Annotated in this window: 19 protein-coding genes; 13 read left to right on the plus strand and 6 right to left on the minus strand. The window is 64.4% G+C overall.

Features of this window, described 5'->3' with window-relative positions; genetic code table 11:
- Nucleotides 1-39 precede the first annotated feature (39 nt).
- Together ACR0JC_RS10015 and moaA are read right to left on the minus strand one after the other, a co-directional pair.
- Complete coding sequence (locus ACR0JC_RS10015) at nucleotides 40-1,350, minus strand: 3-deoxy-D-manno-octulosonic acid transferase (RefSeq protein ID WP_170340973.1); 1,311 nt, start codon at nucleotides 1,348-1,350, stop codon at nucleotides 40-42.
- Nucleotide 1,351: 1 nt separating this feature from the next.
- A complete protein-coding gene (gene moaA, locus ACR0JC_RS10020) occupies nucleotides 1,352-2,359 on the minus strand; it encodes a GTP 3',8-cyclase MoaA (RefSeq protein WP_170538201.1) in 1,008 nt (335 codons plus the stop codon).
- A gap of 91 nt (nucleotides 2,360-2,450) precedes the next feature.
- Here moaA and ACR0JC_RS10025 point away from each other — a divergent pair, with 91 nt between their 5' ends.
- Nucleotides 2,451-2,855, plus strand: a complete 405-nt coding sequence (locus ACR0JC_RS10025; RefSeq protein WP_170340976.1) for a hypothetical protein — start codon at nucleotides 2,451-2,453, stop codon at nucleotides 2,853-2,855.
- Here the strand turns inward: ACR0JC_RS10025 and ACR0JC_RS10030 are convergent.
- Genes ACR0JC_RS10030 through glmU form a run of 3 tightly spaced genes read right to left on the minus strand, consistent with a single transcriptional unit; the run spans nucleotide 2,843 to nucleotide 6,716 of the window.
- A complete protein-coding gene (locus ACR0JC_RS10030) occupies nucleotides 2,843-3,529 on the minus strand; it encodes a DNA alkylation repair protein (RefSeq protein ID WP_170340978.1) in 687 nt (228 codons plus the stop codon). The two genes, ACR0JC_RS10025 and ACR0JC_RS10030, sit on opposite strands and share 13 nt — an antisense overlap.
- 6 nt (nucleotides 3,530-3,535) lie before the next feature.
- Nucleotides 3,536-5,359, minus strand: coding sequence for a glutamine--fructose-6-phosphate transaminase (isomerizing) (glmS, locus tag ACR0JC_RS10035; protein WP_170340980.1), 1,824 nt, complete (start codon nucleotides 5,357-5,359; stop codon nucleotides 3,536-3,538).
- A gap of 4 nt (nucleotides 5,360-5,363) precedes the next feature.
- Nucleotides 5,364-6,716 carry a bifunctional UDP-N-acetylglucosamine diphosphorylase/glucosamine-1-phosphate N-acetyltransferase GlmU gene (gene glmU, locus ACR0JC_RS10040; protein WP_170340982.1) on the minus strand — a complete coding sequence of 451 codons (1,353 nt, stop codon included), beginning with the start codon at nucleotides 6,714-6,716 and terminating at the stop codon, nucleotides 5,364-5,366.
- A gap of 133 nt (nucleotides 6,717-6,849) precedes the next feature.
- Between glmU and ACR0JC_RS10045 the strand changes: the two genes are divergently transcribed.
- The 3 genes from ACR0JC_RS10045 to ACR0JC_RS10055 all read left to right on the plus strand — a co-directional run bounded on the left by ACR0JC_RS10045 (nucleotide 6,850) and on the right by ACR0JC_RS10055 (nucleotide 10,072).
- On the plus strand, nucleotides 6,850-7,521 hold the full coding sequence (locus tag ACR0JC_RS10045; RefSeq protein WP_170340984.1) for an HAD-IA family hydrolase: 672 nt from the start codon (nucleotides 6,850-6,852) through the stop codon (nucleotides 7,519-7,521).
- Nucleotides 7,522-7,561: 40 nt separating this feature from the next.
- Entirely contained in the window at nucleotides 7,562-8,752 is a 1,191-nt protein-coding gene (locus ACR0JC_RS10050; RefSeq protein WP_170340986.1) for a DegT/DnrJ/EryC1/StrS family aminotransferase, read from the plus strand.
- Between the two features lie 156 nt (nucleotides 8,753-8,908).
- The gene (locus ACR0JC_RS10055) at nucleotides 8,909-10,072 is read left to right on the plus strand and encodes an isovaleryl-CoA dehydrogenase (protein ID WP_170340987.1); all 1,164 of its coding nucleotides are present in this window, start codon (nucleotides 8,909-8,911) and stop codon (nucleotides 10,070-10,072) included.
- 51 nt (nucleotides 10,073-10,123) lie between these two features.
- On the opposite strand, the gene ACR0JC_RS10060 is transcribed toward ACR0JC_RS10055, so the two are convergent.
- The gene (locus ACR0JC_RS10060; RefSeq protein ID WP_170340989.1) at nucleotides 10,124-10,729 is read right to left on the minus strand and encodes an OmpW/AlkL family protein; all 606 of its coding nucleotides are present in this window, start codon (nucleotides 10,727-10,729) and stop codon (nucleotides 10,124-10,126) included.
- A 136-nt stretch (nucleotides 10,730-10,865) separates the two neighbouring features.
- Between ACR0JC_RS10060 and ACR0JC_RS10065 the strand changes: the two genes are divergently transcribed.
- The 9 genes from ACR0JC_RS10065 to ACR0JC_RS10105 all read left to right on the plus strand — a co-directional run bounded on the left by ACR0JC_RS10065 (nucleotide 10,866) and on the right by ACR0JC_RS10105 (nucleotide 19,942).
- Nucleotides 10,866-12,398: an AMP-binding protein gene (locus tag ACR0JC_RS10065; protein WP_170340991.1), complete on the plus strand. Its 1,533-nt coding sequence runs from the start codon at nucleotides 10,866-10,868 to the stop codon at nucleotides 12,396-12,398.
- Nucleotides 12,388-13,188 carry a hypothetical protein gene (locus tag ACR0JC_RS10070; protein ID WP_170340378.1) on the plus strand — a complete coding sequence of 267 codons (801 nt, stop codon included), beginning with the start codon at nucleotides 12,388-12,390 and terminating at the stop codon, nucleotides 13,186-13,188. Before ACR0JC_RS10065 ends, ACR0JC_RS10070 begins: the two co-directional genes overlap by 11 nt.
- A complete protein-coding gene (locus tag ACR0JC_RS10075; RefSeq protein ID WP_480763870.1) occupies nucleotides 13,185-14,789 on the plus strand; it encodes a carboxyl transferase domain-containing protein in 1,605 nt (534 codons plus the stop codon). The genes ACR0JC_RS10070 and ACR0JC_RS10075 overlap by 4 nt, the downstream gene beginning before the upstream one ends.
- Nucleotides 14,790-14,801: 12 nt before the next feature.
- On the plus strand, nucleotides 14,802-15,218 hold the full coding sequence (locus ACR0JC_RS10080) for an ASCH domain-containing protein (RefSeq protein WP_170340996.1): 417 nt from the start codon (nucleotides 14,802-14,804) through the stop codon (nucleotides 15,216-15,218).
- Nucleotides 15,219-15,223: 5 nt separating this feature from the next.
- Complete coding sequence (locus ACR0JC_RS10085) at nucleotides 15,224-17,155, plus strand: acetyl/propionyl/methylcrotonyl-CoA carboxylase subunit alpha (protein WP_170340998.1); 1,932 nt, start codon at nucleotides 15,224-15,226, stop codon at nucleotides 17,153-17,155.
- A 57-nt stretch (nucleotides 17,156-17,212) separates the two neighbouring features.
- Nucleotides 17,213-18,067, plus strand: a complete 855-nt coding sequence (locus tag ACR0JC_RS10090; RefSeq protein ID WP_170341000.1) for a hydroxymethylglutaryl-CoA lyase — start codon at nucleotides 17,213-17,215, stop codon at nucleotides 18,065-18,067.
- A 9-nt stretch (nucleotides 18,068-18,076) separates the two neighbouring features.
- Nucleotides 18,077-18,865 (plus strand): crotonase/enoyl-CoA hydratase family protein, encoded by a 789-nt coding sequence (locus ACR0JC_RS10095; RefSeq protein ID WP_480763873.1) that lies wholly within the window; start codon nucleotides 18,077-18,079, stop codon nucleotides 18,863-18,865.
- A 187-nt stretch (nucleotides 18,866-19,052) separates the two neighbouring features.
- Nucleotides 19,053-19,418 (plus strand): NADH-quinone oxidoreductase subunit A, encoded by a 366-nt coding sequence (locus ACR0JC_RS10100; RefSeq protein ID WP_093964903.1) that lies wholly within the window; start codon nucleotides 19,053-19,055, stop codon nucleotides 19,416-19,418.
- On the plus strand, nucleotides 19,409-19,942 hold the full coding sequence (locus ACR0JC_RS10105) for a NuoB/complex I 20 kDa subunit family protein (RefSeq protein ID WP_093964904.1): 534 nt from the start codon (nucleotides 19,409-19,411) through the stop codon (nucleotides 19,940-19,942). Before ACR0JC_RS10100 ends, ACR0JC_RS10105 begins: the two co-directional genes overlap by 10 nt.
- Nucleotides 19,943-19,953 lie beyond the last annotated feature (11 nt).

Genomic DNA, 19,953 nt, shown 5'->3' on the forward strand with positions numbered 1-19,953 from the left:
TACCGTGGCGGGGGCGCAGGTCCCCGCTGCCGCTTGCGGTCAGCGGCCTGCGTCCTCCAAACCCAGCTTGTCGCATAGCGTATCCACAACCGAATCCAGCGCCGATTTCTGGGTGTTCACGCAGGTTTGCGCCGCCGCTTGCGCCGCTGCCAGCGCCGATCTGTCCGACAGCCAAAGCTCGACCGCCTTGGCCAACTCGGGTGCCGAAGCGACTTCGACCGCGCCGCCGCTGTCCACCAGCGGGGCAAATGTCTCGGCGAAATTGTAGTAACCCGGCCCGGTGATCACCGCAGCGCCAGCCTGAGCCGGCTCGAACGGGTTGTGGCCGCCGATCTCTTTCAGCGACCCGCCCAAAAACACGATCGGGCACAACGCGTACCACGTTCCGGTTTCGCCCAGCGTGTCGGCCACATAGACCTGCGTGTCGTCGGTGATCGGCTGCCCGGCGCTGCGCAGAGCATGGCTTTGACCCGTGGCATCAATCAGGGCGCAGACCTCGTCCCGCCGTTCCGGGTGGCGGGGGATCAGCAGCAGCAGCAGGTCGGGCCAGCGGTTCAGCAATTCGGCATAGGCGGCCAGAACGGTCTCCTCCTCGCCCGCATGGGTCGAGCTGGCGATCCAGACCGGCCGCGCGCCGATCTGCGCGCGGATCTTCGTCAGCGTATCCTGATCCACCGGCAGCGGATCGGACATGGCCTTGAGGTTGGTTCCGGGCTGCACCAGATCGGCGGGTGCGCCCATGGCGATCAGGTTTGCGGCCGTGCGGTCGTTTTGCGTCAGGAACAGGCGGAACTGGCTCAGGACAAAGCGGGCGGTGTCGGGGCGCTTCTTCCACCCGGCCACCGATTTCTCGGACAGGCGCGCGTTCAGCAGGGCCAGAGGCGTTCCACGCTGGGCGGTCTCGACGATCAGTCGTGGCCAGATCTCGCTTTCGACGAAGACGCCGGCATCGGGCCGCCAGTGATCCAGAAACCGCGCCACCGGTCCGGCGCTGTCCAGCGGGGGGTATTGGTGGCGGGTGCGCGGTGGTAGACGTTTTTCCACCAGCGCCGCCGAGGTCGGGGTGCCAGAGGTGATCAGGAACTGCGCATCCTCGATCCGTTCACTGATGCGCTTGATCAGGCTCAGAACCGACAGGCTCTCGCCCACGCTTGCCGCATGGAACCAGATCAGCCGACCGTCGGGGCGGGGCTGGCTCGCATGGCCCAGCCGCTCGCGCTGACGGACCTCGGAAACACCCGCCGTCTGCAGCTTGGCGCGAACGGTGCGCCAGGCCAATGGCATGGCGATGGACGTCAACGCGCAGTACATACGGTACAGCGTCGTGGGTTGCCCCGACTGGTCTGCCATGTCAGCCGCCCGTGTGGCTCATGTGACGGCTCATCTGGCCATCGATCTTCTGGCGGGAATAGTCGAAATCATGGCCCTTGGGCTTGAGGGTAATCGCCGCGCGGATCGCCTGTTCCAGTGGCTCTTCACTGTTGGGGTGGTCGCGCAGAGGGGCGCGCAAGTCGGCCATGTCCTCTTGCCCCAGGCACATGTACAACTCGCCCGTGCAGGTCAGGCGTACCCGGTTGCAACTTTCACAGAAATTATGGCTGAGCGGCGTGATGAAGCCGATCTTCTGCCCGGTTTCCTCCAACCGGACATAGCGCGCCGGTCCGCCCGTGCGCTCGGCCAGATCGGTGACAGTATAGTGGTTTTCGTACTCGGCCCGCACGTCTTTCAGCGACCAGTACTGGTCCAGCCGGTCCTCGTTGCCGATGTCACCCATGGGCATGACCTCGATCCAGGTCAGGTCCATGTCGCGCTCGGCGCACCAGCGGGTGATCTTGGGGAGTTCGTCCTCGTTGAACCCTTTCAGGGCCACCGCGTTGATCTTGACGCGCAACCCGGCCTTCTGCGCGGCATCGATCCCGCCCAGGACCTGTTTCAAGCGACCCCAACGGGTGATCTGGGCGAATTTGTCCTCGTCCAGCGTGTCGAGCGAGACATTCACCCGCCGCACCCCGGCGGCATACAGGTCGTCGGCGAACCGGGCGAGTTGCGAGCCATTGGTGGTCAGCGTCAGCTCTTTCAGTGCGCCGCTGTCCAGATGCCGGGTCATCGAGTCGAAGAACCCCATGATCCCACGGCGCACAAGCGGCTCGCCCCCCGTGATCCGCAGCTTTTCCACGCCCAGCCGGACGAAGGTCGAACACATCCGGTCCAGCTCTTCCAGCGTCAGCAGCTCTTTCTTGGGCAGAAAGGTCATGTTTTCGGACATGCAGTAGACACAGCGGAAATCGCAGCGGTCCGTGACGGAGACGCGGAGATAGGTGATTGCGCGGGCAAACGGGTCGATCAGCGGAGCAGTCATGCCCAATAGGTAAAGCGCACCGTGCCTTGCGACAAGTCAGAACTGCGCTTGAGGGGTGGAACGCGGGCGCGGGCAGGGGTAGGCTGGTCGCATGCGATACCTGTTTGTCATTATTCCTGCGTTTCTGACCGGCTGTGATGCGGTGCGGCAAGGACTTGATCGCGCGCCGGATGCGGAACCTGCGCAGACGACAGAAACCGCCGCTGCGACCGAAGAGGTGGAAGCAACGCCTGTTGCGGCCGTGAACACCGGATGGGCCGGTGCCAAGACAACGATTGCCGGACTGGGCGATCCGAACAAGCCCGGACGCTGGCTTGAAACGCCGTTGGTCGAAACTGAGATCAATGGCCGGGTGGTCGTACCCAAGACGGGCGCGCAGGCTTACATCACCCTTGTGCCAGCACCCTCGGGCGGCAGCCGCCTGTCGGTTGAGGCGATGCGTGCGCTGCTGGTGCCGTTTGACGAACTGGTCGAACTGGACGTTTATTCCAATTGATCTTTCAGGTACTTGCCAGCCTCTTTGCGGGCAAAGGGCTTCATCGCGTCACCGTACGTGACCAGAAACGCCCGGACCCGATTGGGATCGTGTTTGGACAGGTCGCGCAGCCACCAGGCCACCGCCTTCTGGATGAACCAGTCGTGATCGGGGACATACTTGGCGGCCCAACCCAGGATGCGGTCGCGGCGCTGTAGGTCCTCGGGCTTGGGGTGGTTTTGCTTGGTCCAGGGCAGGGTGGCGACCAGTGCCGCGCGTCGGGTCCACATGTGATCCGAGGTCGTCCAGCCTTCGACCTGATCCAGCCGCGACGGATCGGCCCACAGGCGCTTTTGCATGGCCATGCTGGCATGGTCGGCCACCGCCCAAGCGTCGAAATCGGACAGCCAGCTTTGCAGCAGGTCCCAAACCGCCTGATCGGGGCGGATGCGCGCCTGCGTCAGCAGCTTGGCGGCGGCCAGCCGCGCCTCGTGAATGTTGGTCTGCCACAGCTGATCGGCCAGCGCGACACGGGCGTCCACGTCCATCTGCTGCCGCCAGCTTTTGGTCAGATCATTCAGCACCGGGTTCGGTACACCAAGATAGGGGCGATCGACCTTGTGATAGGCCGCCATCTGGGCGGCCCGGTCCGGGTCGGCATACGCCTTGATCTGGTCCAGAGGGCTGTCCGGCATGACGGCTTACTCGACCGTGACGGATTTCGCCAGGTTGCGCGGCTGGTCCACATCGGTGCCCTTGGCGACCGCCGTGTGATAGGCCAGTAGCTGCGCGGGCACCGAATACAGGATCGGCGCGACCGAGGCTTGGGCATGTGGCATGCGGATCGTGCTCCAGACCCCGTCCTTGGCATCTGCGATCCCGTCGTCGTCCGAGACCAAAATGACCTTGCCCTTGCGCGCCATGACCTCTTGCATGTTCGACACGGTCTTGTCGAACACCGCATCGCGCGGGGCCATGACCACCACCGGCATGTGCTTGTCGATCAGGGCGATAGGGCCGTGCTTCAGCTCGCCCGAGGCATAGCCCTCGGCGTGGATATAGCTGATTTCCTTGAGTTTCAGCGCGCCTTCGAGGGCCAGCGGGTACATCAGGCCGCGTCCCAGGAACAGAACGTCGCGCGCCTCGGACAGGCGCTGGGCGGATTTCCGGATCGCCTCCTCCTGGTCCAGCGCGGCATTCAGCAGTGTCGGCAGACCGCGCAGCGCGGCGGCGTGATCGGCCAGCGCATCGTCGTCCAGTGTGCCCCGGTCGGCCGCGGCCTTGAGCGCCAGCATCAGCAGAACGCTCAGCTGGCAGGTGAAGGCCTTGGTCGAGGCCACGCCGATCTCGACCCCGGCATGGATGGGCAGTGCCACGTCGCTTTCCCGCGCGATCGAGCTTTCGGGGACATTGACCACCGAAACGATCTTGTCGGCCTTGCCCTCGCAATAGCGCAGCGCGGCCAAGGTGTCGGCGGTTTCGCCCGACTGGCTGACGAACAGGGCCAGCGTGCGGTCGGTGATCGGCGGTTCGCGATAGCGGAACTCGCTGGCGATATCGACCTCGACCGGCATCCGGGCCAGTTGCTCGAACCAGTACTTGGCGGTCAGACAGGCATAGAAGGCTGTGCCGCAGGCCACCATGGTCAGGCGGTCCAGCTTGGAGAAATCAAGATCCGCGTCCGGCAAAACCACCCTGTCGCCGCCGGTGGGTAGGTACGAGCGGATCGCTTCGGCCACCACCACCGGCTGTTCGGCGATTTCCTTGGCCATGAAATGCTTGTGCCCGCCCTTGTCGGTCCGGGTCTGATCCAGCTGGATCTTGCGGATCTCGCGATTTGCGATCTCGCCCGCCTCGTTGCGGATCTCGACCGAAATGCGGGTGACCACGGCGCGGTCGCCTTCTTCCAGATAGGTGATCCGGTCGGTCAGCGGCGCCAGTGCGATGGCGTCCGAGCCCACGAACATCTCGCCATCCCCGTGCCCGATGGCCAGCGGCGAGCCCTTGCGGGCGGCGACGATCAGGTCATCCTCGCCGTCGAACAGGAAGGCCAACGCAAAGGCACCTTGCAGCCGGTCGATGGTCTTGAAGGCGGCCTCGACCGGGCTCAGCCCCGATTTCATGTAGAATTCCGTCATCAACGCGACGGTTTCGGTGTCGGTTTCGGTCTGGAAATCGATGCCGTTCTCAGCCAGTTCGGCCCGCAGCTCGCGATAGTTTTCGACGATGCCGTTGTGGACCACGGCAACCGGTCCGGCCTGATGCGGGTGCGCGTTGCTGACCGAGGGGGCGCCATGGGTCGCCCACCGCGTGTGACCGATGCCCGACTTGCCGGGCAGGGGGTCATGCACCAGCAGGTCGCTGAGATTTACCAGCTTGCCCACCGCGCGCCGACGGCCCAGCTTGCCGCCGTTTACGGTTGCGATGCCCGCACTGTCATAGCCGCGGTATTCCAGCCGTTTCAGAGCTTCGACCAGGATGGGCGCCGCTTCGTGCTTGCCCAATACGCCAACAATTCCACACATTTACTCAGGCTCCCTTGTCCCGGCGTGCCTTTTTCGCCTTCAGCATCTCGAACAGCTTGCGGGCGTAGCCCGGCTTGTTTTCCTGTTTGGCGCGGCCCACCGCCAGGGCGTCGGGTTCGACGTCGCGGGTCACGATGGTGCCTGTGGCCGTCATCGCGCCGCTGCCCACGGTGACCGGGGCCACCAGCATGGTGTTCGAGCCGACAAAGACATTCTCGCCGATCACCGTGCGGTGCTTCATCACGCCATCATAGTTGCAGGTGATGGTGCCCGCGCCGATATTCGTGCCCGCGCCCACCGACGCATCGCCGATATAGCTAAGGTGATTGACCTTGGCGCCCTCGGCGATTTCGGCATTCTTGATCTCGACGAAATTGCCGATACGGGTGTTCTCGGCCAGTTCCGCCCCCGGGCGCAGCCGGGCATAGGGGCCGACCACGGCGCCGCGGCTGACATGGCAGCCTTCCAGGTGCGAAAACGCCCGGATCGTCGCGCCGCTTTCGACGGTGACGCCGGGGCCGAAGACCACGTTGGGTTCGATCACCGTGTCGCGGCCGATCACCGTGTCGGCGGCCAGAAAGACCGTCTCGGGGGCCATCAGGGTGACGCCCAGATCCAGCAGCTCGGCCCGGGCGCGGGCCTGGAACACGGCATCGGCCGCGGCCAGATCTGCGCGCGAGTTCACGCCCAGCGTCTGCGCCTCGTTGCACGAAACGGCGGTGACCTTCAGGCCGCGGTCGCGTGCGATCTCGACCACGTCGGTCAGGTAGTATTCGCCCGAGGCGTTGTCGTTTCCGACCGCGTCGATCAAGTCGAACAGAGTGCCCGCGTCACAGGCCAGAAGTCCCGAGTTGCAGAAGGTTATGGCGCGTTCTTCATCTGACGCATCCTTGAACTCGACGATCCGCTCTAGGGCGTCGCCTTTCATCACCAAGCGGCCATACCGGGCCGGGTCTACGGCCTCGAAACCCAGGATCACCAGATCGTTGTCAGCCCGCGCGGCGATCATGCGCTCCAGCGTGTCGGGCTGAAGAAACGGGGTATCGCCGTACAGAACGACCACGTCACCGGTGAACCCTTCCAGCGCCGCGCGCGCCTGGGCGACGGCATGGGCGGTGCCCAGTTGCTGGTCCTGCACGACGATGCGCGCGTCTTCATCCTCGGCCTGCGCGACTTTGGCCACCGCCTCAGCGCCTTGGCCGGTGACGATGACCGTGCGTTCGGGTGCGAGAACCGACCCGGCGCGCATGGCGTGCACCAGCATCGGAACCTGGGCGATCGGGTGCAGAACCTTTGGGATATCCGAATTCATCCGGGTGCCTTTTCCGGCGGCAAGGATGACAAGGGCAGTGCTCATGAATGCGTTTTCTCTTTTGTTTTGTCGCGGTCCGTTTTATCCGCTGAGGGCAAAGGCGCAAGCCGTTCGGCCATCAAACAAGATTGCCGTTTGCAACACGACATGGCGGAAAACTGCCGAGCAAGGAGACAGAATGCGCACGGTCATCTTCGATCTGGACGGGACTTTGGCCGATACGTCGGGCGATCTGCTGGCGGCGGCCAACCATTGTTTCCGGCAGATGGGGCATGGCGACGTGCTGGTGCACGGGCAGGATGCGGCGGTGGCTTTGCGCGGCGGGCGGATGATGCTGACCCACGGGCTGAAACGCGTGGGCGCCTATGACGAAGAGACCGTGAACGCCTATTACCCGGTCCTGCTCGAGGCCTATGGGCAGGCGATCGACACCCACACCACCTTCTATCCCGGCGCGCTGCAGGCGGTCGAGGCGCTGAAGGCCGCCGGATACGGTGTCGGCATCTGCACCAACAAGCCCGAGGCGCTGGCCGAGCTGCTGATGACGCGGCTGGGAGCGCGGGCGTTGTTCGGCTCGTTGGTGGGGGCGGACACGCTGCCGGTGCGCAAGCCCGACCCCGCGCCGCTGCGTGAAGCGGCGCGCCGGGCCGGCGGGCTTCCCGACCACTGCATACTGGTGGGCGACTCGGATACCGACCGTAACACGGCCCTCGCCGCAGGGGTGCCTTCGATCCTTGTGACCTTCGGCCCGTCCGGTGATGACATGGCCGCACTGCAGCCCGATGCGCTGCTGCACCATTTCGACGATCTGCCCGCAATCGTCGCCGAGCTTGTGGGCGCGGCGGCCTGATCTCTTGACCCGCGCTGCGACTGGCCCCACAAACGACGCCATGACCGAGCGATTTTCTGGCAGTTTCACCCAGCAGGAGCCGATCCCCGACGCGGCGATCGAGGCGGCGCTGGCTGTTCTGCGTCACGGGCGGTTGCACCGCTACAACGTGGCCCCCGGAGAGCTGAGCGAAACCGCCCTGTTGGAACAGGAATTTGCCGCGCAGATGGGTGCGAAATACTGTCTGGCCGTGTCGTCGGGCGGCTATGCGCTGGCCACGGCCCTGCGTGCCGTGGGTGTCCAGCCGGGAGATGCGGTTCTGACCAACGCCTTCACGCTGGCCCCGGTGCCGGGGGCGATCGCCTCGGTCAATGCGCGCCCGGTTTTCGTGGGCGTGACCGAGGGGCTGACCATTGATCTGGACGATCTGGCGGCCAAGATGGACCGCGCCAAGGTTCTGATGCTCAGCCACATGCGCGGGCATCTGTGTGACATGGACCGGTTGATGCAGATGTGCGACGCCGCCGGGGTGACGGTGATCGAGGATTGCGCCCACACGATGGGCGCCGCCTGGCGCGGACAGTTGTCCGGCCGTCAGGGGGCGATCGGCTGCTATTCCTGCCAGACCTACAAACATGTGAACTCGGGCGAGGGTGGTCTGTTGATCACCGATGACGAGATGCTGGCGGCCAAGGCCACGATGCTGTCGGGCTCGTACATGCTGTACGAACGCCACCTTGCGGCGCCGGGTCCCGAGGTGTTCGAGCGGATCAAGTACACCACGCCAAACGTGTCGGGGCGGATGGACAATCTGCGCGCGGCGATCCTGCGCCCCCAGTTGCGCGATCTGGATCGGCAGGTGCGGCGCTGGAACGAACGCTATGCCGAGATCGAGGCGGGTCTGCGCGGCACACCCGGCCTGACCATCGTCGAGCGGCCTGCCGAGGAGAGCTATGTCGGCTCGTCGATCCAGTTTCTTCTACTGGATTGGGCGTCTGAGCAGATCGCCGAGGTTTTGCGGCGCTGCGCAGATCGCGGGGTCGAGCTGAAATGGTTCGGCGGGGCTGAGCCAACCGGGTTCACCTCGCGCTATGACAGCTGGCGCTATGCCGAGTCGGAGCGGATGCCCGAGACCGACCGGATTCTGCGCGGGATCATCGACATGCGCGTTCCGCTGACCTTCTCGCTGGACGATTGCCGTCTGATTGCCGGCATCATCCGCGCCGAGGTCGGCGCTGTTTTCCAACGGTAACTCAATCGAGTGCGCCATGCGGCGCACGCTCGAACCCTGCACAAGCCGCCTTGGGGCGGCTTTTTCATTTGGGTCACGCGATGATTGACCGCGCGGGGAAAGGTCTGTATCAGTTTATTGAACACCTGTTCATTAACGCGAAAGAGGAGAGCGCGGATGTTCACGGCGACAATGCAATTCGATCTGGGTGAAGATGTGAACGCGCTGCGCGAGATGGTGCACCGCTGGGCGCAGGAGCGGGTCAAGCCGATGGCGGCCGAGATCGACAAGACCAACGCCTTTCCCAACGAGCTGTGGAAGGAAATGGGTGAACTCGGTCTGCTGGGCGTAACCGTTCCCGAACAGTATGGCGGCGCCGAAATGACCTATCTGGCGCATACGATCGCGGTTGAAGAAATCGCACGCGCCTCGGCATCGGTGGCGTTGTCCTACGGGGCGCATTCCAACCTATGCGTCAACCAGATCAAGCTGAACGGCACTGAAGAACAGAAGCAGAAATACCTGCCGCGCCTGATTTCGGGCGAACACGTAGGTGCCCTTGCCATGTCGGAACCCGGCGCGGGGTCGGATGTTGTGTCGATGAAACTGCGGGCGGAAAAGCGCAACGACCATTACCGCCTGAACGGCAACAAATACTGGATCACCAACGGGCCGGATGCCGATACGCTGGTCGTCTATGCCAAGACCGACCCCGAGGCCGGGTCCAAGGGCATCACGGCCTTCCTGATCGAGAAAGAGATGAAAGGGTTCTCGACCTCGCCCCATTTCGACAAGCTGGGTATGCGCGGTTCGAACACGGCCGAGCTGATCTTCGAAGATGTCGAGGTGCCCTTCGAGAACGTGCTGGGCGAAGAAGGCAAGGGCGTTGCGGTTCTGATGTCGGGCCTCGACTATGAGCGCGTGGTTCTGGCCGGGATTGGCACCGGCATCATGGCTGCCTGCCTGGACGAGATCATGCCCTATCTGGCCGAGCGCAAGCAGTTCGGCAAACCGATCGGAACCTTCCAGCTGATGCAGGGCAAGATCGCCGACATGTACACCGCGATGAATTCGGCCCGGGCCTATGTCTACGAGGTGGCCAAAGCCTGTGACCGGGGCGACGTGACCCGGCAGGATGCTGCGGCGTGCTGTCTCTATGCGTCCGAGCAGGCGATGGTGCAGGCGCATCAGGCGGTTCAGGCCATGGGCGGGGCCGGGTTCCTGGCGGATGCGCCGGTCAGCCGGATCTTCCGCGATGCCAAGCTGATGGAGATCGGCGCGGGCACCAGCGAGATCCGCCGGATGCTGATCGGCCGCGAATTGATGAACGAAATGCTCTGAAGAAAAACGCCTCGCCGACGAGGTCACGGCGAGGCGTATCCGATCAAGGGATCAGAAGCGATGGACGTAGGACACGCCAACCAGCCACGGATCGATCTCGGCCTTGCCGATGTCGGCTCCGTTGAGGGTGACGTCCGAGTCGATGTCGAACCAGCGGACGTTCAGGCGAACCGCGCCCTTGTCCGTGACCATGTAGTCCAGGCCGGCCTGCAGCGACACGCCGAACGAGTCGTCGACCTTCAGATCGCCCAGCGGCGATTCCTCGTCAAAGAACACGGTGTAGTTCAAACCGGCGCCGACATAGGGTTTCCAGGCGCTGTTGGTTGCAAAGTGGTAGTTCAGCGACAGTGTGGGCGGCAGGTGCTTGACGCTGCCCGCGTCGACGCTTCCGCCCAGCGTGATGTCATGGCTGAACGGCGTTGCGGCCAAAAGCTCGATGCCCAGATTGTCACGAATGAAATACTCGGCGGTGAAGATCGGGCGGGTGTCCGAGTCGACGTCGGCGCTGAAGCCGGCGAGGGACCCGTTGTCGGATTTCGGGTCGAGATAGCCGACACCGACACCAACGGTCCAGTCCCCTTGAGACTGGGCGAATGCGGGGGCCGAAACAGCGGCCAACGCGGTGGAAAGGGTGAGGATGGCGAGTTTGCTGGTCATGTTCTTGCCTTTGGTTTTGTGTGCAAGCCGACCATGCCTGCAGGACGGGGCGCCCACTCTGATCTGCATCAAGTTTCGTCGATGTTCGATATTCAAATTGGCGCGGCAAGTCGCTTAAATATAAGGGAAAAACGCCATGTGTCCCGCTGAGGTCATACCGGGTTTGCGGCCTGGTGGCAGCTGGGACATTCCGCCGAGGCTGAACATGGCACGTCAGTGCCTGTCGCGGCCTACTGAGCAGGTGGCGATCCTCGATCTGTCTTCCGCGGCTACGACCGAGATCACCTATGGTGAACTTGAGCGTATGACCGACCGGCTGGTGCGCGGGTTGCTGGGTAGGGTGCAACCCGGCGATCGGGTCGGCGTGCTGCTCAGCCAGTCGCCGTGGTGCGCGGCCGCGCATCTGGCCATCTGGAAGATCGGGGCAATCTCGGTACCGCTGTTCAAGCTGTTCAAACGCGATGCCCTAGCCTCGCGCATCGGCGATGCGGGGGCCGGGTATGTGCTGACCGACGGCGAGGGCGCCGACATGCTGGGCGATCTGGCGCAGCCGCTGATCGTGTCCGAGCTGGGGGCGGACGGGCCTGCCGTAGGTTTTGCTGACACAGGCCCCGAAGATCCGGCGGTGCTGATCTATACCTCGGGCACGACGGGCAAACCCAAGGGTGCGCTGCATGGGCACCGGGTGCTGACCGGGCATCTGCCGGGCGTTTCGATCAGCCACAACCACCTGCGCGCGGGCGACTGCCTGTGGACGCCAGCCGACTGGGCCTGGATCGGCGGGTTGTTCGACGTGCTGATGCCTGGGCTGGCGCTGGGCATCCCGGTCGTTGCCGCGCGGCTCGACAAGTTCACCCCCGAGGCCTGCGCCCAGGTGATCGCGCGCGGCGGCGTGCGCAACGTATTCTTTCCGCCCACGGCGCTGCGGATGCTCAAGGCCGCGGACCTGACGATCCCCGGCCTGCGGTCCGTGGCCTCGGGCGGCGAGCCGCTGGGCGCGGAAATGCTGGCGTGGGGGCAGCGAGCCTTTGGTCTGACGATCAACGAATTCTACGGCCAAACCGAATGCAACATGGTCGTCTCGTCCTGTGCCGAGGATTTCCCCGCGCGGCCGGGCTGCATCGGCAAGCCAGTGCCGGGCCACGAGGTCGCGGTGATCAATGCCGCGGGCAAGCCGACCGACGCCGAGGGCGACGTGGCCATCCGGCGCGGCTCGGCCTCGATGCTGCTGGAATACTGGAGCAACCCGCAGGCCACGGCCGAGAAGTTTCGCGGCGATTGGCTGATCACCGGTGACCGCGGCTTGTGGGAGGGCGACTATCTGCGCTTTGTCGGCCGCGAGGATGACGTTATCACCTCGGCCGGATACCGCATCGGCCCGGCCGAGATCGAGGATTGCCTGCTGACCCATCCGGCGGTGGCCACCGTGGGCGTGGTCGGCAAACCCGATCCGCTGCGGACCGAGATCGTGAAGGCCTATGTGGTGCTGAAACCGGGGTCTGAGGCCTCGGAGGCCGAGTTGCAGGATTGGGTCAAGGACCGTCTGGCGCATTATTCCTACCCGCGTGAGGTGGCTTTTGTGCAAGACTTGCCTTTGACCGTGACGGGAAAAGTCATTCGCAAGGAATTGAAACGTCGCGCGTCCGAGGAGATATGCCATGGCAGATAAATCCAGCGTCCGGACCGGAATCGAGTTCAGCGCGACCGTCATCGCGGTCATCGGGGCTGTGTGGGCCGGAAAGACCTATTTCGAAACGTGGATGCACGACACGATCGACAAGGCTGTCGAAGAAAAGATCGCCGTCATCGAAAAACTGCAATTGGCCGACCTTCTGGTTTTATACGGCTACCCGGATGAGGCCATCTCGGAATTGCGCAAGATCGCCGATCGGGTCGCGAGGCTGGACGCTGAAGACAAACGCAGGATCGCGTTCTACGACAACTATCTGGATGCGGTGGCCGATTCCGACGGCACCCTGAAATTCGAACCGGAAATCCGGATGCTGCACAGCGTCTTCAGCAACGAGATGCAGACCGACGGCTGGCACGACGAGAAGCTGGCCTATGTCGCAATGTTCCTGCCCGAGGCACAGGCGGATGACGGGTATTTCGACCGTCAGGTCGTGGGGCGGCTCAAGCTTGCGGTCAGCCAATACGAGGCAGACGACGACTATGAGAGCCTCGGGAGCGCCTATCGTAACCTGTCGCTGGCCTATCTGTGCCGGGGTGAACAGGACCAGGCCGTCGAGGCGATGGAAATGGCGGCCGAGATGCAGCCGTTCGAATACTATTTCATGGTTCCGATGTGGGACCTTGAGGATTTCCTCGAAGAGCCGGAAATCAAGAAGCTGGACACCGTCTGTTCCAGCAACGTGTCGCAGGGCTATGCGCGCATCATGCAGAGCTTTGGCGTCAGCGAAAACCCCGTTCGCGAATTTCTGAGAGAGTATACCAGATGAAGCTGCGATCTTCCGCTTTGCCCTCGTCCGATGGCTTCAAGCAAAACCGTGCCGCGCACCTTGAGGCGCTGGCGCAGATCTCTGAGGCCGCCGAGGCCGCGCGCATGGGCGGGGGCGAGAAATCGCGCGAACGCCATGTGTCGCGGGGCAAGATGCTCCCAAGACGCAGGGTAGCGAACCTGTTGGACCCGGGGTCTCCGTTCCTCGAAATCGGCGCGACGGCGGCGCATGGGATGTATGAAGGCGCGGCCCCCTGTGCCGGTGTCATCGCGGGCATCGGCCGCGTTCAGGGGCAAGAGGTCATGGTGGTCTGCAACGACGCCACCGTGAAGGGCGGCACCTATTATCCGATGACGGTCAAAAAGCACCTGCGCGCGCAGGAGATCGCCGAAGAAAACCATCTGCCCTGCATCTATCTGGTGGACAGCGGCGGCGCGAACCTGCCCAACCAGGACGAGGTCTTTCCCGACCGCGACCATTTCGGCCGCATCTTCTACAACCAGGCCCGGATGAGCGCCAAGGGCATTCCGCAGATCGCTGTGGTGATGGGCTCGTGCACCGCTGGCGGCGCATATGTGCCGGCGATGTCCGACGTGACGATCATCGTCAAGGAACAGGGCACGATCTTTCTGGCCGGCCCGCCGCTGGTCAAGGCGGCGACGGGCGAGGTCGTCAGCGCCGAAGATTTGGGCGGCGGCGACGTGCACACCCGCCTGTCCGGCGTGGCTGATTATCTGGCCGAGGACGACGCCCACGCGCTGGCGCTGGCCCGCCGGGCGGTGGGATCGCTCAATCGCCGCAAGCCGCAGACGGTGGATTGGGCCAACCCCGAAGACCCGGCCTATGACCCCGAAGAAATCCTGGGCGTCGTCCCGGCCGATCTGCGCACCCCGTACGACATCCGCGAGGTGATCGCGCGTCTGGTCGATGGCTCGCGTTTTGACGAGTTCAAGCCTCGGTTCGGTGAAACGCTGGTGACCGGCTTTGCCCATGTCAAAGGCTGCCCCGTCGGGATCATCGCCAACAATGGCGTGCTGTTTTCCGAGGCCGCGCAGAAGGGCGCGCATTTCGTCGAACTGTGCAGCCAGCGCAAGATCCCGCTGGTCTTCCTGCAGAACATCACCGGCTTCATGGTGGGCCGCAAGTACGAGAACGAAGGCATCGCGCGCCATGGCGCCAAGATGGTGACTGCCGTGGCCACCACCAGCGTGCCCAAGATTACCATGCTGGTGGGCGGCTCTTTCGGGGCCGGGAACTATGGCATGGCGGGCCGCGCCTATCAGCCCCGCTTCCTGTGGACGTGGCCAAACAGCCGTATCTCGGTCATGGGCGGCGAGCAGGCGGCCGGTGTTCTGGCGACAGTCAAACGCGACGGGATCGAACGGCAGGGTGGCACATGGTCGGCGGAAGAAGAGGCCGAATTCAAACGCCCGACGCTCGAGATGTTCGAGGAACAGTCGCACCCGCTCTATGCCTCTGCCCGTCTTTGGGATGACGGCATTATCGACCCGCGCAAAAGCCGCGACGTGCTGGCCCTGTCGCTGAGCGCCGCGTTGAACGCACCCATCGAGGACACGCGCTTTGGCGTGTTTCGGATGTAGAGGGGGGGGTTGATGCTGGAGAGCTTGAAAGAAAGATATCCGGGGGCCGAGACCTTTCAGTTCGGCGACAGCCGGGCATTGTGCGACGAATTGCTGGCTCTGGTGCGCTCGGGGCACAAGACCGCGACATGTGGCGCGTTGCGGGACTTTGCGGCGGGTGGCGAGGCAATGCCGCAGGCAGGTCGCCGCGACATCGCCTTGGACTGGGACGGGCAGCCCGCGCTGGTCATCGAAACGGTCGATGTGACGGTCCGGCGCTATTGCGATGTGGACGAGGCATTTGCTCTGGCCGAGGGCGAAAACGACAGCCTGGAAGGCTGGCGCGATGATCATCGCAGATATTTCGAAAGAAACGGCGGCTTCGATCCGAAGATGGAGTTGGTCTGCGAACGGTTTCGCCTTGTGGAAGATCTGGCAGGGAAAGGGTAACGGCCATGTTTGACAAGATCCTGATCGCCAACCGGGGCGAGATTGCCTGCCGGGTCATCGAAACCGCGCACAAGATGGGCGTGGCCTGCGTTGCCGTGTACTCGGATGCGGACGCGGCCGCCAAACATGTGCAGATGGCGGATGAGGCCGTGCATATCGGCGGGGCGGCTCCGGCCGACAGTTATCTGAAGGGGGATGTGATCATTCAGGCCGCGCTGGATACCGGTGCGCAGGCGATCCACCCCGGCTATGGCTTTCTGTCCGAGAACCCCGATTTCGTCGATGCGGTGCAGGCGGCGGGCCTGACCTTCATCGGTCCCTCTGCGGATGCGATCCGCAAGATGGGCCTGAAGGATGCGGCCAAGGCGCTGATGGAGCAGGCCGGCGTCCCGGTCGTGCCCGGTTATCACGGCGACAACCAGGACCCCGAGCATCTGGCCGGCGCGGCCGATACGATCGGCTATCCGGTTCTGATCAAGGCGGTGGCCGGTGGTGGCGGCAAGGGGATGCGGCTGGTCGAGAGGCCGGCGGATTTCGCCGCTGCTCTGGACAGCGCCCGGGGCGAGGCCCGAACCGCCTTTGGCAATGATGCCGTTCTGGTCGAGAAATTCGTGGCCAAGCCCCGCCATATCGAGGTTCAGGTCTTTGGTGACGGCACCCATGCCGTGCATCTGTTCGAACGCGACTGCTCGCTGCAGCGCCGCCATCAGAAGGTGATCGAGGAAGCCCCGGCCCCCGGAATGACGCCCGAGATGCGCGAAGCGATGGGCCAGGCGGGCGTCCGCGCGGCCGAGGCCATCGGCTACAAGGGCGCGGGCACCGTGGAGTTCATCGTCGATGCCTCGGACGGTCTGCGCCCCGACCGGTTCTGGTTCATGGAGATGAACACCCGCCTGCAGGTCGAACACCCGGTGACCGAGGCCATCACCGGCATCGACCTGGTCGAATGGCAGTTGCGGGTTGCGGCCGGGGAAAGCCTGCCCAGGCGGCAGGCAGAGCTTTCGATCAACGGCCATGCCTTCGAGGCCCGGCTCTATGCCGAGGACGTTCCCAAAGGGTTCTTGCCCGCCACGGGCACCCTGACCCATCTGGAGTTTCCGCACGGCTGCCGCGCCGACAGCGGCGTGCGGGCGGGCGACACGATCAGCCCGTGGTATGACCCGATGATCGCCAAGGTGATCGTGCACGGCCCGACCCGCACAGTGGCGCTGGAACAACTGCACCGCGCGCTGCGCCAGACGCGGGTGGCGGGAACCGTCACCAACCTGTCTTTCCTGGGCGCACTGACCCGGCACGCCGGGTTTGCGGTGGGCGATGTGGATACCGGGTTGATCGGCCGCGATCTGGACGATCTGGTGCGCGAACCCGCCGTCACCCCGGCAATGACCGTTGCGGCCTTGATGGCCGCGACCGGGCTGGACAAACCCGCCGAGGACACCGGGTTTACCCTCTGGGCCCCGCTGCACCGGGCGCTTCAGCTGAAGCGCGACGGCGAGGTTCTGGAAATGGACGTCCAGGTCGCTGGGCCGGACCGGCAGGACTGGCAGGTCGGCGGGATCAGCGTGATCGCCGAACGGGTCAACGGCCGCTGGATCATCGGCGGCCAGCCGATGCCTCCGGTTGCGATTGCGGGCCACGATGTCACCGTGTTCGACGCCTATGGCGTGAGCTTCGAGGTGCTGGACCCGCTGGACCGTGACGTCAGCGCCGCCGGTGACACCAACGTGGTCGAGGCGCCGATGCCCGGGTTGGTCAAGGCGGTGTTCACCGCGCCGGGGCAGGCGGTGAAGGAAGGCGACCGGCTGGCCATCCTCGAGGCCATGAAGATGGAGCATTCACTGCTGGCCGCCCGCGACGGTGTCGTGGCCGAGGTTCTGGCCGAGGCCGGATCGCAGGTCGAGGCCGGCGCGGCGCTGGTCCGGCTGGAAGATGACTGAAACCCTGAACGCCCACCCCGAACGGGGCGGGCCGGGACTGAACAGGAGGGCACCGCCATGGCGGAACGTGTCGAGATTTTCGAAGTGGGGCCGCGCGACGGGCTGCAGAACGAAAAGCGCGAAATCCCGGTTTCCGAGAAGATCGCGCTGGTCGACTGCCTCAGCCGGGCGGGGTTCAGCCGGGTCGAGGTGGCCAGTTTCGTGTCACCCAAATGGGTGCCGCAGATGGCCGGCAGCGCCGAGGTGCTGGCCGGGATCACCCGCGCCCCCGGCGTGCGCTACGCCGCGCTGACCCCGAACATGCGCGGCTATGAGGACGCGCTCGCTGCCGGGGCGGATGAAATCGCGGTGTTTGCCTCGGCCTCCGAGGGGTTCTCCAAGGCCAACATCAACGCGACCATTGCCGAATCCATCGAGCGTTTCGTCCCGATCCTCGAGGCGGCGCGCCATATCGACCTGCCGGTGCGGGGATACGTCTCTTGCGTGACCGACTGCCCCTATGACGGGCCGACTCCGCCCGCCAAAGTGGCCGAGGTGGCCGACCTGCTGTTCTCGCACGGCTGTTACGAGATCTCGCTGGGCGACACGATCGGGCAGGGGACACCCGACAGCATCGCGCGGATGCTGCTGGCGGTGCGTGAATATGTGCCCCCGACCCGCCTGGCCGGGCATTTTCATGACACCAACGGGCGCGCGATCGACAATATCGACGCGTCGCTTGCGCTGGGCGTCCGGGTGTTCGACGCCGCCGTGGGCGGGTTGGGCGGCTGCCCTTACGCGCCGGGCGCGGCCGGGAATGTGGCCACCGAAGCCGTGGCCGCGCATCTTGAGCGGTTGGGCTATGACACCGGACTGGACGCCGCCGTGCTGAACGAAGCGGCGGAAATGGCCCGCGCGATGCGGGCGGGATAAGAGGCTGACATGTTTGAAACCATCTCGATTTCCACCGATTTGTGCGGCGTTGCCAAGCTGACGCTGAGCCGGCCGGAAAAACACAACGCGATGTCGGCGCAGATGATCGCCGAGCTGACCCAGGCCGCCGCGCAACTGGGGGAAACCAACGACGTGCGCGTCGTAGTTCTGACCGGCGCGGGCAAAAGCTTCTGCGCAGGGGGTGACCTGGGTTGGATGCAGGCCCAGATGGCCGCCGACCCCGAGACCCGCTTTGTCGAGGCGCGCAAGCTGGCCGAGATGCTGAACGCCCTGAACACCCTGTCAAAACCGTTGATCGGCGCGCTGCAGGGCAACGCCTTTGGCGGTGGCGTGGGCATGGCCGCGGTCTGCGACGTGGCAATCGGCGTGGACAGCCTGAAGATGGGTCTGACCGAAACCCGGCTGGGGTTGATCCCGGCCACCATCGGGCCCTATGCTATCGCCCGCATGGGTGAGGCCCGCGCGCGGCGCGTGTTCATGTCGGCCCGTCTGTTCGACGCGGCCGAGGCAGTAGAACTCGGCCTGCTGGCGCGGGCCGTTCCGGCAGATGAGTTGGGTGCCGCGATCGAAGCCGAAGTGCAGCCTTATCTGTCCTGTGCGCCGGGCGCCGTGGCCTCGGCCAAGGCGCTGGTGCGGGACCTCGGGCCGCGCATCGACGACGCGGTGATCGACCACACGATCCGGGCGCTGGTCGACCGCTGGGAAACGGACGAGGCGCATGAGGGAATCAGCGCTTTTTTCGACAAGCGAAAACCTTCATGGAATAGTAAGGTTTGACCGCCCGCGACCATTTGAAGCCAAGGGCTTGCGCCTGGTGCAGCGCTGGGCGTTGGCAAGCCGAATATTCGGTGCCATGCGCGCTTCTGCTCGGTTGACCCTCTGACCCCGCGCGGATAGAGAATGTCCAGTCAACACGCCAATTGACGGCGCGTCTCGTTCGGGATGCGCAGGAAAGGAGCCACTCGTGGAAGAGCTGTTGCGGGAATATCTCCCGATCCTGGTGTTTCTGGCCGTCGCCGTGGGCCTTGGAATCGTCCTGATTCTGGCCGCCGTCGTTCTGGCTGTCCGCAATCCCGACCCCGAAAAGGTCAGCGCCTATGAATGCGGGTTCAACGCGTTCGACGATGCGCGGATGAAGTTCGATGTCCGATTCTATCTGGTGTCGATCCTGTTCATCATCTTCGACCTCGAGATTGCGTTCCTGTTTCCCTGGGCCGTGGGCTTCAAGGACATCAGCGATGTCGGCTTCTGGTCGATGATGGTGTTCCTGGGCGTTCTGACCATCGGCTTTGCCTATGAATGGAAGAAGGGGGCCCTGGAATGGGAGTGATGACGGGTGCAAACACCGCGGGCGTCGACAAGGAAGTCGCCACTCAGGCCCTGAACGCCGAGCTGCAGGACAAAGGGTTCCTGCTGACCTCGTCCGAGGACATCATCAACTGGGCGCGCACCGGCTCGCTGCACTGGATGACCTTTGGTCTGGCCTGCTGCGCGGTCGAGATGATGCACACCTCGATGCCGCGCTACGACGCCGAACGCTTCGGCATCGCGCCGCGCGCATCCCCGCGCCAGTCGGACGTGATGATCGTGGCCGGTACGCTGACCAACAAGATGGCCCCGGCGCTGCGCAAGGTCTATGACCAGATGCCCGAGCCGCGCTATGTGATCTCTATGGGCTCCTGCGCCAATGGTGGTGGCTATTACCACTATTCCTATTCCGTCGTGCGTGGTTGCGACCGCATCGTTCCGGTGGACATCTACGTTCCCGGTTGCCCGCCGACCGCCGAGGCGCTGCTGTACGGTCTCCTGCAGCTGCAGCGCAAGATCCGCCGCACCGGCACCATCGTCCGCTGAGGAGGGACCGA

It is taken from the genome of Ruegeria sp. CH5 (genome assembly GCF_056537025.1).